The organism is Bacillus sp. IT-79MI2 (assembly GCF_949768135.1).
GTDB classification, from domain to species: domain Bacteria; phylum Bacillota; class Bacilli; order Bacillales; family Bacillaceae_G; genus Bacillus_A; species Bacillus_A pseudomycoides.
Genome location: NZ_CATKPV010000051.1, coordinates 482,741 through 495,564 on the forward strand (window position 1 = coordinate 482,741; position 12,824 = coordinate 495,564).

At 37.5% G+C, this 12,824-nt stretch carries 13 protein-coding genes; all 13 read left to right on the top strand.

Going from position 1 to position 12,824, the window contains the following annotated elements; genetic code table 11:
• The first annotated feature begins 68 nt into the window (after positions 1-68).
• The 13 genes from smc to sucC all read left to right on the top strand — a co-directional run bounded on the left by smc (position 69) and on the right by sucC (position 12,823).
• Positions 69-3,638 (top strand): chromosome segregation protein SMC, encoded by a 3,570-nt coding sequence (smc, locus tag ACM6HU_RS09360; RefSeq protein ID WP_016115973.1) that lies wholly within the window; start codon positions 69-71, stop codon positions 3,636-3,638.
• A gap of 14 nt (positions 3,639-3,652) precedes the next feature.
• Positions 3,653-4,642 (top strand): signal recognition particle-docking protein FtsY, encoded by a 990-nt coding sequence (ftsY, locus tag ACM6HU_RS09365; RefSeq protein WP_016115972.1) that lies wholly within the window; start codon positions 3,653-3,655, stop codon positions 4,640-4,642.
• A gap of 279 nt (positions 4,643-4,921) precedes the next feature.
• The gene (locus ACM6HU_RS09370; protein WP_000891062.1) at positions 4,922-5,254 is read left to right on the top strand and encodes a putative DNA-binding protein; all 333 of its coding nucleotides are present in this window, start codon (positions 4,922-4,924) and stop codon (positions 5,252-5,254) included.
• A gap of 12 nt (positions 5,255-5,266) precedes the next feature.
• Positions 5,267-6,616 carry a signal recognition particle protein gene (gene ffh, locus ACM6HU_RS09375; protein ID WP_003199457.1) on the top strand — a complete coding sequence of 450 codons (1,350 nt, stop codon included), beginning with the start codon at positions 5,267-5,269 and terminating at the stop codon, positions 6,614-6,616.
• Positions 6,617-6,717: 101 nt separating this feature from the next.
• The gene (gene rpsP / locus ACM6HU_RS09380) at positions 6,718-6,990 is read left to right on the top strand and encodes a 30S ribosomal protein S16 (protein WP_000268750.1); all 273 of its coding nucleotides are present in this window, start codon (positions 6,718-6,720) and stop codon (positions 6,988-6,990) included.
• Between the two features lie 14 nt (positions 6,991-7,004).
• Complete coding sequence (locus ACM6HU_RS09385; RefSeq protein ID WP_016115971.1) at positions 7,005-7,232, top strand: KH domain-containing protein; 228 nt, start codon at positions 7,005-7,007, stop codon at positions 7,230-7,232.
• Positions 7,233-7,351: 119 nt separating this feature from the next.
• Positions 7,352-7,867, top strand: a complete 516-nt coding sequence (rimM, locus tag ACM6HU_RS09390; RefSeq protein WP_033671426.1) for a ribosome maturation factor RimM — start codon at positions 7,352-7,354, stop codon at positions 7,865-7,867.
• Positions 7,867-8,601 carry a tRNA (guanosine(37)-N1)-methyltransferase TrmD gene (gene trmD, locus ACM6HU_RS09395; protein WP_016115969.1) on the top strand — a complete coding sequence of 245 codons (735 nt, stop codon included), beginning with the start codon at positions 7,867-7,869 and terminating at the stop codon, positions 8,599-8,601. Before rimM ends, trmD begins: the two co-directional genes overlap by 1 nt.
• Before the next feature lie 146 nt (positions 8,602-8,747).
• On the top strand, positions 8,748-9,092 hold the full coding sequence (gene rplS, locus ACM6HU_RS09400; RefSeq protein WP_001186516.1) for a 50S ribosomal protein L19: 345 nt from the start codon (positions 8,748-8,750) through the stop codon (positions 9,090-9,092).
• Positions 9,093-9,193: 101 nt separating this feature from the next.
• Positions 9,194-9,745, top strand: coding sequence for a signal peptidase I (gene lepB, locus ACM6HU_RS09405; RefSeq protein ID WP_016115968.1), 552 nt, complete (start codon positions 9,194-9,196; stop codon positions 9,743-9,745).
• A gap of 21 nt (positions 9,746-9,766) precedes the next feature.
• Positions 9,767-10,639 (top strand): ribosome biogenesis GTPase YlqF, encoded by an 873-nt coding sequence (gene ylqF / locus ACM6HU_RS09410; RefSeq protein WP_016115967.1) that lies wholly within the window; start codon positions 9,767-9,769, stop codon positions 10,637-10,639.
• A 56-nt stretch (positions 10,640-10,695) separates the two neighbouring features.
• On the top strand, positions 10,696-11,469 hold the full coding sequence (locus ACM6HU_RS09415) for a ribonuclease HII (RefSeq protein ID WP_016115966.1): 774 nt from the start codon (positions 10,696-10,698) through the stop codon (positions 11,467-11,469).
• 193 nt (positions 11,470-11,662) lie between these two features.
• Entirely contained in the window at positions 11,663-12,823 is a 1,161-nt protein-coding gene (gene sucC, locus ACM6HU_RS09420; protein ID WP_016115965.1) for an ADP-forming succinate--CoA ligase subunit beta, read from the top strand.
• The last annotated feature ends 1 nt before the right edge of the window (position 12,824 follow it).

Genomic DNA, 12,824 nt, shown 5'->3' on the forward strand with positions numbered 1-12,824 from the left:
GAATCCGTACAGTAGTTTGTTTTTATAGACAGAGACTATAAAAACGGAGAATAGGGGGAAGGCCTTTCGTGTTTTTAAAGAGATTAGAAATAGTAGGATTTAAATCCTTTGCGGAGCGTGTATCTGTTGACTTTGTTCCAGGTGTAACCTCTGTAGTTGGTCCTAATGGAAGCGGAAAGAGTAATATTACTGACGCGATTCGCTGGGTACTTGGTGAACAATCTGCAAAATCATTACGCGGTGCAAAAATGGAGGATATTATTTTTGCGGGAAGTGATACGCGAAGAGCAGTTAATGTTGCAGAGGTAACATTAACCTTAAATAATGAAGATCAGCGTTTACCTATTGAGTATAATGAAGTGAGTGTTACGCGTCGCGTTTCTCGCTCAGGAGATAGTGACTTTTTTATTAACAAACAATCTTGTCGATTAAAAGATATTGTTGATTTATTTATGGATTCTGGCATGGGACGAGAAGCTTTCTCAATTATTAGCCAAGGAAAAGTAGAAGAAATTTTAAGCAGTAAATCTGAAGAGCGTCGTGGTGTATTTGAAGAAGCAGCAGGCGTATTAAAATATAAGCTTCGCAAAAAGAAAGCTGAAGGAAAATTAGCAGAAACACAAGAAAACTTAAATCGTGTGCAAGATATTATTCACGAATTAAGCACTCAAGTAGAGCCGCTTGAAAGACAAGCTTCTATTGCGAAAGACTATCTTGAGAAAAAAGAAGAACTAGAAAAAGTAGAAGCAGCTCTCATTGTATATGAAATTGAAGAATTACATGAAAAATGGGAAGCGATTAGAAAGCAGTTTGGACACAATAAAGATGAAGAAGTAAAAATGTCAACGCATTTACAAAAAAATGAAGCAGAGCTCGAAGAATTACGCGGACAATTGCAAGCGATTGATGAATCTGTAGATTCCTTGCAAGAAGTTCTCCTTCTTTCTAGTAAAGAGTTAGAAAAATTAGAAGGGCAGCGTGAATTGTTAAAGGAACGAAAGCAAAATGCAACAACGCACTGCGCACAGCTTGAACAGTTAATTATTGAGTTAACAGAAAAAGCCAAGATTTATGATGGGGAAATCGAAACCAGTACAGAAGAACTAATGAAATTTGCAAATCAGGTAAAAGAATTAGAACAAAAGCTACACGAAAATGAGAAACTTCTTTCTACATATGCAGAAAACCTAGAAGAGCAAATTGAGCATTTAAAAGGAGATTATATTGAACTTTTAAATCAACAAGCAAGTAATCGTAATGAATTATCTATGCTTGAGGAACAATTCAAACAACAAAATTCTAAAAATCAACGCCTTGATGAAGAAAATGAAAAGTATGTACAAATGCGTATGCAAATTACAGCTAAAAAGGAAAAATTTGTAGAGAGTTATGAAGAAGTAAAAGAGAAAGTGACAAGCGTTATTACCAATATACAAAAAACAGAAGCGGCGCTTGGAAAATGCAAGGTGCAATATAGTGAAAATGAAACAAAATTGTATCAAGCATATCAATTTGTTCAACAAGCTCGCTCTCGAAAAGAAATGCTGGAAGAGATGCAAGAAGACTATTCTGGATTTTATCAAGGTGTACGTGAAGTATTAAAAGCCCGTGAAAGTAAACTACATGGCATTGAAGGTGCGGTCGCTGAACTACTTACTGTACCGAAGGAATATGAAGTTGCTATGGAGATTGCACTTGGTGCAGCAATGCAACACGTTGTTGTACAAACAGAAGAGCATGCTCGCGAGGCAATTGCCTTTTTGAAACAAAATCGCCATGGACGTGCGACGTTTTTACCACAGGCAGTTATTAAGGGAAGGTCGTTATCATTTGAACAGTTACGTATGATAAAGCAACATCCAGCGTTTATAGGTGTGGCAGCAGAACTCGTGCAGTACAATAATAAATATGAAAACATAGTTTCAAATTTATTAGGAACGGTCGTCGTTGCAAAAGATTTAAGAGGTGCGAATGAGTTAGCGAAGCAATTACAATATCGCTACCGTATTGTAACGATTGAAGGAGATGTTGTAAATCCTGGCGGTTCTATGACTGGTGGGGCTGTAAAACAAGCGAAATCTTCTCTATTAGGGCGACAACGTGAATTAGAAGAGTGGAGCAAGAAGCTTACTGAAATGGAAGAAAAAACTTCTAAGTTAGAAAATTTTGTTAGAGCGTTAAAACAAGAAATTCAAGAAAAAGAAGTTAAGATAAAAGAATTACGTCACGATGCAGAACAAGAGCGTGTAGATGAACAAAAATTAAAAGAAGAAATTAATCAGCTTGAGCTAGAAGAGCATCGCATTAATGATCGTTTATCTATTTATGATTTGGAAATAGAAGGATTTTTACAAGATCAAGTGAGAATGCAAGGGCGAAAACAAGAGCTGGATAGAATTTTAATAGAGCTTCAAAAAGATATCACAGAGCTTGATGAAAAAATTGTTGCTTTAACGAAGCAAAAAAGTGACCAGCATTCTTCGAAAGAAAAAGTTCAGGCGGAGATGACGGAGCTGAAAGTACAAGCAGCAGAAAAGCAGCAACGTTTGTCTAATCAAAAAGAGAAAGTAGATCGTTTGACGAAAGAACAAGAGGAAACGCAGCGAACGCTTGTAAAAACAAAAGAAGATTTAACATTTTTAAAGCAAGAAATGACATCGAATTCAAGCGGTGAAGAGCAAATTACGAATATGATTGAAAAGAAAGCACATGATCGAAATCAAACATCGGAATTAATTAGTTCCCGTCGTGAGCAACGCCTGAGCCTTCAAGAACGGGTAGAACATATAGAGCGTGAAGTGAAAGATACGAAAGGACGACATAAATATGTTCTCGAGGTTTTAAAAGATCAAGAAGTGAAAATCAATCGCCTTGATGTTGAATTAGAAAATAGATTGCAACATTTACGCGAAACGTATACGATTTCATTTGAAGCAGCAAAACTGAAGTATACAATGATAATACCTGCAGAAGATGCGCGTAAAAAGGTGAAATTAATCAAACTATCAATCGAGGAGCTCGGAACAGTAAACTTAGGGGCAATTGAAGAGTATGAACGCGTAGCGGAACGACATACGTTCTTGTTAGAGCAGCGAGATGACTTAGAAGAAGCGAAAGCGACATTGCATCAAGTTATTATGGAAATGGATGAAGAGATGAAAAAACGCTTCTCTACTACATTCCAGGCAATTCGTACAGAATTCCAGACTGTCTTTTGTGAACTATTTGGCGGAGGAAGAGCAGACTTAGTGATGACAAATCCGCAAGATTTATTAAATACAGGCATTGATATTGTTGCGCAGCCACCGGGTAAGAAACTGCAAAATTTAGGTTTACTTTCAGGCGGGGAGCGTGCTTTAACTGCAATTGCACTGCTATTTGGTATTTTAAAAGTAAGACCTGTTCCGTTCTGTGTACTAGATGAGGTTGAAGCGGCGCTTGATGAAGCGAATGTAGCTCGTTTTGCGCAGTATTTGAAAAAGTTTAGTGATGAAACGCAGTTTATTGTTATTACACATCGAAAAGGTACGATGGAAGAATCAGATGTACTGTACGGGGTAACAATGCAAGAATCAGGTGTTTCTAAGCTTGTTTCCGTTCGTTTAGATGACGGAGAAGAGCTTGTTGCAAGCAAATAGGAAGGATGAGAAGAATGAGCTTCTTTAAAAAATTAAAAGAAAAGATTTCGAAACAAACAGATACTGTAACAGAGAAGTTTAAGCAAGGGTTAGAAAAAACGAGAAATTCATTTGCGGATAAAGTAAATGATTTAGTGTATCGCTATCGTAAAGTCGATGAGGATTTCTTTGAGGAATTAGAGGAAATTTTAATTGGTGCAGATGTTGGTGTTGCAACAGTAATGGAACTTATCGATCAGTTGAAGGAAGAAGTACAACGCCGCAATATTCAAGATCCGAGAGAAGTGCAAGCTGTTATTTCGGAAAAACTAGTAGGGATTTACAAAGGTGAAGAAGACTTCAGTAATGAACTTAATATACAACAAGATCAATTAACGGTTATTTTATTTGTGGGTGTTAATGGTGTTGGGAAAACGACAACAATTGGCAAAATGGCTCATAAGTTTAAATCCGAAGGTAAGTCTGTCTTATTAGCAGCAGGGGATACGTTCCGTGCAGGGGCAATCGAACAGCTAGAAGTATGGGGCGACCGAGTTGGTGTGGAAGTTATTAAACAAGGATCTGGTTCTGACCCGGCAGCGGTTATGTATGATGCTGTTCAAGCTGCAAAAGCGCGTAAAGTAGATGTCTTGCTATGTGATACAGCAGGTCGCTTGCAAAATAAAGTGAATTTAATGAAGGAGTTAGAAAAGGTGAAACGTGTCATTGAACGCGAAGTTCCAGGTGCTCCTCATGAAGTATTGCTTGTTATTGATGCAACGACAGGTCAAAATGGTTTAAGTCAAGCGAAAACATTCCGCGAAGCAACGAATGTTACAGGTATTGTTCTAACGAAATTAGACGGGACTGCTAAAGGTGGTATCGTATTAGCGATTCGTAATGAGATGGACGTACCAGTGAAATTTGTTGGACTTGGAGAACAAATGGACGACTTACAGCAATTTGATCCAGAACAATATGTGTATGGTTTATTTGCAAACTTAGTAGAAAAAGAAGAAGTATAAAGTGAAACTTCCATCCGTGGAGGCATTTTCTATGGATGGTTAGCCCTCACCAATCGGGTATTTATGGGTGGTTATCCTCCACCTATCTTCTTCGCTTCTCTTTGAATCTTAAGGTGGAGGTCTTACTGCCCGCAAATAACAGGGGAAGTGAAAGAAGCGGTTTTTTCGCTTCTTTTTTATAAAAAATATATCATGTTAAGAAAAAAACTTGACACTCTTTTATACTCCATGTAAACTAATTCATGTAAAGGGAAATCACTTAACAAAGGATGATCCAACATGCTCGAAAAAACAACGAGAATGAATTATTTATTTGATTTTTATCAATCGTTGTTAACGCAAAAACAAAGAAGTTATATGTCGCTTTATTATTTAGATGATTTATCTCTTGGTGAAATTGCGGAAGAATTTGATGTAAGTCGCCAAGCCGTGTATGATAACATTAAACGGACTGAAGCGATGCTTGAAGAATATGAAGAGAAATTAGTATTACTTCAAAAGTTTCAAGAGCGACAGCGACTTGTTGCAAAGCTAAAACAGCTAATCAGCGAAGAAGAGCATGTGAATGAAGAAATGAAACAAGTTGTTGAAGCTATCGAAAAATTAGATTAGGAGGGCGGCAATATGGCATTTGAAGGATTAGCCGACCGACTTCAACAGACGATGCAAAAAATCCGCGGCAAAGGAAAAGTTTCTGAAGCCGATGTAAAAGAAATGATGAGAGAAGTTCGTCTTGCTCTTTTAGAAGCGGATGTTAACTTTAAAGTAGTAAAAGATTTTGTAAAGCGTGTGTCTGAGCGTGCTGTCGGACAAGATGTAATGAAGAGTTTGACACCTGGCCAACAAGTAATTAAAGTTGTACAGGAAGAACTTACAGAACTTATGGGCGGAGAGCAAAGTAAAATTGCTGTCGCTAATAAGCCGCCAACTGTTATTATGATGGTTGGTCTGCAAGGGGCAGGTAAAACAACGACAACAGGTAAACTTGCGAATTTGCTTCGTAAAAAGCATAATCGTAAACCGATGCTTGTTGCAGCGGATATTTACCGTCCTGCAGCGATTAAACAGCTTGAAACATTAGGGAAGCAATTGGACATGCCTGTTTTCTCATTAGGAGATCAAGTAAGTCCTGTTGAAATTGCGAAACAAGCGATTGCGAAAGCAAAAGAAGATCATCATGATTATGTTTTAATCGATACAGCGGGTCGCCTGCATATTGATGAAGAACTAATGGATGAATTAGCGAAAGTGAAAGAAGTTGCGAAACCGGATGAAATCTTCCTTGTTGTCGATGCGATGACAGGACAAGATGCGGTAAATGTTGCACAAAGTTTCCATGAACAGTTAGGTTTAACAGGTGTTGTTTTAACGAAATTAGACGGTGATACGCGCGGTGGTGCGGCACTATCTATTAAAGCAGTAACAAACACACCAATTAAATTTGCTGGTATGGGTGAAAAGCTAGATGCGATTGAAGCGTTCCATCCAGAACGCATGGCATCCCGTATTTTAGGGATGGGTGACGTTTTAACATTAATTGAAAAAGCGCAAGCTACAGTTGATGAGGAAAAAGCAAAAGAACTTGAGCAAAAAATGCGTACGCTTTCGTTTACGCTAGACGATTTCCTAGAGCAACTTGGACAAGTGCGTCAACTTGGACCACTTGATGAATTGCTAGGAATGCTTCCTGGTGCAAATAAAATTAAAGGGCTGAAAAATGCACAAGTTGATGAAAAACAAATTGGGCATATTGAGGCAATTATTCGTTCTATGACAAAAGTAGAGCGAGAACATCCGGAAATTATCAATGCTAGTCGTAAAAAACGCATTGCCAAAGGTAGTGGTACAACAGTACAAGAAATTAATCGTCTACTGAAGCAGTTTGAAGATATGAAAAAAATGATGAAGACGATGACAGGCATGCAAAAAGGTAAGAAAAAAGGACTAGGTGGATTGAAGTTTCCATTTATGTAAGGAAAAAAAGATGGCTCTGTTAAGAAAAAATACTTTACAAAGCAATAGTCTTTTTGCTAATATAATTATCTGTGTGAAATAAATTCGGAGGTGCTTTATAAATGGCAGTTAAAATTCGTTTAAAACGTATGGGAGCTAAAAAAACTCCTTTCTATCGTGTAGTTGTTGCAGATTCTCGTTCTCCTCGTGACGGACGTTTCATTGAGGAAATCGGTACTTACAATCCGGTTGCTCAACCAGCTGAAGTGAAAATCAACGAAGAAGCAGCATTAAAATGGTTAGGAAATGGTGCGAAACCATCTGATACAGTTCGCAATCTTTTCTCTAACCAAGGTATCATGGAGAAATTCCACTTATCTAAACAAGGTAAGTAATTGAGGCAATGACAATGAAAAAGTTAATCGAAACAATTGTCAAACCTCTTGTAGATCATCCTGAAGATGTAAAAGTTTCACAGGAACTTTGCAACGGAGAGATAAAGTATCGATTGACTGTGCATCCTGAGGATGTTGGAAAAGTCATTGGAAAGCAGGGGCGAGTTGCGAAAGCAATTCGGATGCTCTTGTATTCAGTGGGACATCACAATGATGAGAAAGTCACACTGGAAATTCAATAAACGTTAAAAGGGCGAGGATTTTTCCTCTCCCTTTTTTAACATTTTTAAAGAAATTGCATGTTCCATATATGGAATGGAAATGCTTAACTTATATAGAAAACAGGGGTGACATGCTGTTTATGACAAAATGGTTTAACGTAGGTAAAATTGTAAATACTCATGGTGTTAGAGGGGAAATTCGAGTTATTTCTCGTACCGATTTTCCTGAAGAACGATATAAAGTAGGGAATACATTATACATATGGCATGATAAAGGGACGGAACCACTTTCGGTAAAGGTCGCTTCTCATCGTCAACACAAAACATTTGATTTATTAACGTTTGAAGGGTATAACAATGTAGATGAAGTAGAGAAGCTAAAAGGTTCTTCAATCAAAGTACCAGAAGAGCAGTTAGGTGAACTTGCTGAAGGTGAGTACTATTACCATGAAATTATTGGCTGTAAAGTTGTAACAGAAGATGGAGAGGATTTAGGTACGATAAAAGAGATTCTATCTCCTGGTGCGAATGATGTTTGGGTGATCAAACGCCCGAAAGGTCAAGATCTTTTAATTCCTTACATTGATGATGTTGTACTTCAAGTTAATATTGAAAATAAATTAGTAACCATTCATGTAATGGAAGGATTGCTATAATGAAAATCGATATTTTAACATTATTTCCAGAGATGTTCACCGGTGTTTTTGGATCTTCGATTTTAAAAAAAGCGCAAGAAAAAGAGGCAGTGGAGCTTAGGGTTGTAAATTTTCGTGATTATACAACAAGTAAGCATAACAGTGTAGATGATTATCCGTACGGTGGGGGCGCGGGGATGGTATTAACCCCGCAGCCTATCTTTGATGCGGTGGAAGAGTTAACGAAGGAAACTGACCGTAAACCAAGGGTTGTCTTAATGTGTCCACAAGGAGAGCGTTTCACGCAGAAAAAGGCAGAAGAGCTTGCTGGAGAAGAGCATGTTATTTTTGTATGTGGTCATTATGAAGGATATGATGAACGAATTCGTGAACATCTTGTAACAGATGAGATTTCTATTGGTGATTACGTATTAACGGGCGGAGAATTAGCCTCTATGGTTGTTACCGATAGTGTTGTACGTCTTTTGCCAGGAGTACTTGGAAATCACACTTCTCAGGTGGAAGATTCTTTTAGTACTGGTTTGTTAGAGCATCCGCACTATACACGTCCAGCTGATTTCCGTGGCATGAAGGTACCGGATGTACTTACGTCAGGGAATCATAAAAATATTGATGAATGGCGTCATAAAGAATCCCTGCGCCGTACGTATACACGTCGACCAGATTTACTTGAAGAACGTCAATTATCAAAGCAAGAAGAAAAATGGATTGAACAAATTAAAAAAGAGCAATAAGAACTTCATATATTTTCTATTGCAACAGGCCTAGCAATATGATATTATAACATTTGTGTTACTGAAATCAGTAGCCGTATTAACGATGTTCCGCTGTAATTTATTAAGACTTTATAAGAGCATCCGTTTAAAGGAGAGAATTGAATATGCAACAATTAATCGCAGAAATTACAAAAGGCCAATTAAAAACTGACCTACCTTCATTCCGTCCTGGTGACACTTTACGTGTACACGTAAAAGTAGTTGAGGGTACTCGTGAGAGAATTCAGCTTTTTGAAGGTGTTGTAATTAAACGTCGTGGTGGCGGAATCAGTGAAACATTCACAGTGCGTAAGATTTCTTACGGTGTAGGTGTTGAGCGTACATTCCCAGTTCACACGCCAAGAATCGCGAAAATCGAAGTACTTCGCCGTGGTAAAGTACGTCGTGCTAAGTTATACTACTTACGTAACCTTCGCGGTAAAAAAGCGCGTATTAAAGAAATTCGATAAGACATGTATGGGAGCTTGTAAATGCACAAGCTCCCTTTTTCCAATCTATATGAAATTTTGATATAATACGAACAGCTTACATAACTGTGGAGGGGAAATACATGAAGAAAGAGAAGAGTTCACTTTGGGAATGGATAAAAGCAATTTTGATTGCTATTGTGTTAGCGGGTGTTATTAGACAATTTTTCTTTGCTCCAATCCTTGTGGATGGTGTATCAATGTCGCCGACGCTACATGATCGTGATCGAATGATTGTTAATAAAATTGGTTATCACATTGGTGAACCGAAACGTTTTGACATAATCGTATTCCAAGCAACAGAAGAAAAAGATTATATTAAACGTGTTATCGGCTTGCCAGGCGATGAAATTGAGTATCGTAATGATAAACTCTATATTAACGGAAAACCTTATGAGGAACCGTATTTAGACAAGCAGAAAAAACAACTTGCTGATGGACCACTTACATATGATTTCAAGCTTGAAGAAATTACAGGTAAGAAAACAGTTCCAAAAGGTCAATTATTTGTACTAGGTGACAATCGTCGTTTTAGTAAAGATAGTCGTACTATTGGAACGATTTCGATGGACCAAGTAATTGGAGAAGCGAATATGTTATATTGGCCATTAAAAGACGCACGTATTGTGAAATAAACGAAAAAAGAAGGTGGCAACATGGTAATTCAATGGTTCCCAGGGCATATGGCAAAAGCTAGGCGCCAAGTAACAGAGAAATTAAAGTTAATTGATGTTGTAATTGAACTTGTAGATGCTCGATTACCTTTATCTTCTCGAAACCCGATGATTGATGAAATTATTACACATAAGCCGAGGCTTGTTGTTTTAAATAAAGCGGATATGGCAGATGATCGACTAACAAAGCAATGGATCGCCTATTTTGAGGAAAAAGGGCATAAAGCAATTTCAATTAATGCGCAGGCTGGACAAGGTATGAAAGAAATTGCAGCTGCATGTAAAGTGCTTGTAAAAGAAAAATTTGACAAAATGGTTGCAAAAGGCATTCGTCCAAGAGCAATTCGCGCTTTAATTGTAGGTATTCCCAATGTCGGTAAATCTACATTGATTAATAAATTAGCAAAGAAAAATATTGCAAAAACAGGTGATCGTCCAGGTGTTACAACAGCCCAACAATGGATTAAGGTTGGTAAGGAAATGGAACTACTGGATACACCAGGTATTTTATGGCCTAAATTTGAAGATGAATTAGTTGGACTTCGCCTTGCGACAACGGGTGCAATTAAAGATTCTATTTTAAATTTACAAGATGTAGCAGTATATGCACTTCGTTTTATGGAAAAGCATTATCCAGAACGTATACAAGAACGTTATAAATTAAGTGAAATTCCAGAAGACATTGTAGAATTCTTTGATGTGATTGGAAGAAATAGAGGTTGCCTAATGGGCGGCGGAATGATTGATTATGATAAAACATCTGAGCTTATTCTTCGCGAGCTTCGCGGTGGTAAACTTGGAAAAATGACATTTGAAACACCGGAAGAATTTGCAGAGGAAGTAGAAGAAGTATAAGACGTGCGTTTGTGCGTCTTTTCTTTTTGGTTATTTTTAAAAGGGAGTGTACATTGATGCAAAAAATCACAATTCAAGAGGCAGAATGTGTATTACAAGAAATTAAGAATGAAGAAGATGAAAGATTTCAAGTGTTATTGAAGGATGAGCGGAAAGGCGTTCAAAAGCTCATTTTAAAATGGTATAAACAAAAAGAGTTAGCGCAAAAGGAAAAAGAAAAGTTTTTAGAGATGTCAAAATATGAAAAAGCATTACGTGAAAAAGGGCTCTCATATATTGCTGGAATTGATGAAGTGGGGAGAGGACCGCTAGCTGGGCCCGTTGTTACGGCTGCTGTCGTCCTTCCGGGAGATTTCTATATCCCAGGGTTAAATGACTCTAAAAAACTCAGTGAAGCGAAACGTGAGCGTTTTTATGATGAAATTAAAGAACAGGCAATCGCGATTGGGGTTGGAATTGTATCTCCGCAAGTTATTGATGAAATAAATATTTATCAAGCGACGAAACGAGCAATGTTAGATGCAATTGCGAATTTAGCATGTACACCAGAATATTTATTAATTGATGCAATGAAGCTTCCTACACCAATTCCGCAAACATCTATTATTAAAGGTGATGCAAAAAGTATTTCTATTGCAGCTGCGTCTATTATTGCGAAAGTAACGAGAGATCGCATGATGAAAGAACTTGGGAAAGAATATCCAGCATATGGATTTGAGCAACATATGGGCTATGGAACGAAACAACATTTACAAGCGATTGAAATGTACGGAGTATTAGAAGAGCATAGAAAAACATTTGCACCGATTAAGGATATGATTCAAAAATAAGCTGTGACTCACAGCTTATTTTTTTATTTTGGTATATAAACATTACTATTTTCAAAAAAGAATAAAGCGATTTCAGTTTTCTGACACTTTATTGTAGACAGCGTGCCAATCATTTTATACAATGGCAATGTAGTGTTTTTTAAACATTAAAAAACTTTTTGAGTAAAACAGGAAAACAGGGGAGGATGGGACCATGAATATCCATGAGTACCAAGGTAAAGCAGTCCTTAGAAGCTATGGGGTTAGCGTTCCGAACGGGAAGGTTGCATTTACAGTAGAAGAAGCTGTAGAAGCAGCGAAAGAATTAGGAACAGATGTATGTGTAGTGAAAGCACAAATTCACGCTGGTGGACGCGGCAAAGCTGGCGGAGTAAAAGTTGCGAAAAATTTAGAAGAAGTTCGTACATATGCGGAAAGTATTTTAGGTACTACGCTTGTTACGCATCAAACGGGTCCTGAAGGTAAAGAAGTAAAACGCTTACTTATCGAAGAAGGATGCGATATTAAAAAAGAATATTATGTAGGTCTAGTTTTAGACCGTGCGACTTCTCAAGTTGTTTTAATGGCGTCTGAAGAAGGCGGAACAGAAATTGAAGAAGTAGCAGAAAAAACACCAGAAAAAATCTTTAAAGAATATATCGATCCAGCAGTAGGCTTGCAAGGTTTCCAAGCGCGCCGAATCGCATTTAACATCAATATTCCAAAAGAGCTTGTAGGACAAGCTGTGAAGTTTATGATGGGCTTATATCGTGCTTATATCGAAAAAGATTGCTCTATTGCAGAAATCAACCCACTTGTTACAACAGGTGATGGAAAAGTTATGGCATTAGATGCAAAATTAAATTTTGATTCTAATGCATTATATCGTCATAAAGACATTCTAGAACTTCGTGATCTTGAAGAAGAAGATCCGAAAGAAATTGAAGCTTCTAAATACGACTTAAACTATATTCCTTTAGATGGAAATATTGGTTGTATGGTAAATGGTGCAGGATTAGCAATGGCAACAATGGATATCATTAAACATTACCATGGCGATCCAGCTAACTTCTTAGATGTTGGTGGCGGTGCTACAGCTGAAAAAGTTACAGAAGCTTTCAAAATTATTCTTTCTGACAAAAATGTAAAAGGTATTTTCGTTAACATTTTTGGTGGCATTATGAAATGTGATGTTATTGCAGAAGGTGTTATTGAAGCGACAAAACAAGTAGGCCTTGAATTACCACTTGTTGTTCGTCTTGAAGGTACAAATGTTGAGCTAGGTAAGAAAATTTTAAATGAATCTGGTTTAAATATTGTTGCAGCAGAATCTATGGCAGACGGTGCACAAAAAATTGTTTCACTAGTGGGCTAAT

Coding starts and splice junctions, on each gene's coding strand:
- ftsY (WP_016115972.1), top strand. CDS start 3,653: ATGAGCTTCTTTAAAAAATTAAAAGAAAAGATTTCGAAACAAACAGAT.
- ACM6HU_RS09370 (WP_000891062.1), top strand. CDS start 4,922: ATGCTCGAAAAAACAACGAGAATGAATTATTTATTTGATTTTTATCAA.
- ffh (WP_003199457.1), top strand. CDS start 5,267: ATGGCATTTGAAGGATTAGCCGACCGACTTCAACAGACGATGCAAAAA.
- rpsP (WP_000268750.1), top strand. CDS start 6,718: ATGGCAGTTAAAATTCGTTTAAAACGTATGGGAGCTAAAAAAACTCCT.
- ACM6HU_RS09385 (WP_016115971.1), top strand. CDS start 7,005: ATGAAAAAGTTAATCGAAACAATTGTCAAACCTCTTGTAGATCATCCT.
- rimM (WP_033671426.1), top strand. CDS start 7,352: ATGACAAAATGGTTTAACGTAGGTAAAATTGTAAATACTCATGGTGTT.
- trmD (WP_016115969.1), top strand. CDS start 7,867: ATGAAAATCGATATTTTAACATTATTTCCAGAGATGTTCACCGGTGTT.
- rplS (WP_001186516.1), top strand. CDS start 8,748: ATGCAACAATTAATCGCAGAAATTACAAAAGGCCAATTAAAAACTGAC.
- lepB (WP_016115968.1), top strand. CDS start 9,194: ATGAAGAAAGAGAAGAGTTCACTTTGGGAATGGATAAAAGCAATTTTG.
- ylqF (WP_016115967.1), top strand. CDS start 9,767: ATGGTAATTCAATGGTTCCCAGGGCATATGGCAAAAGCTAGGCGCCAA.
- ACM6HU_RS09415 (WP_016115966.1), top strand. CDS start 10,696: ATGCAAAAAATCACAATTCAAGAGGCAGAATGTGTATTACAAGAAATT.
- sucC (WP_016115965.1), top strand. CDS start 11,663: ATGAATATCCATGAGTACCAAGGTAAAGCAGTCCTTAGAAGCTATGGG.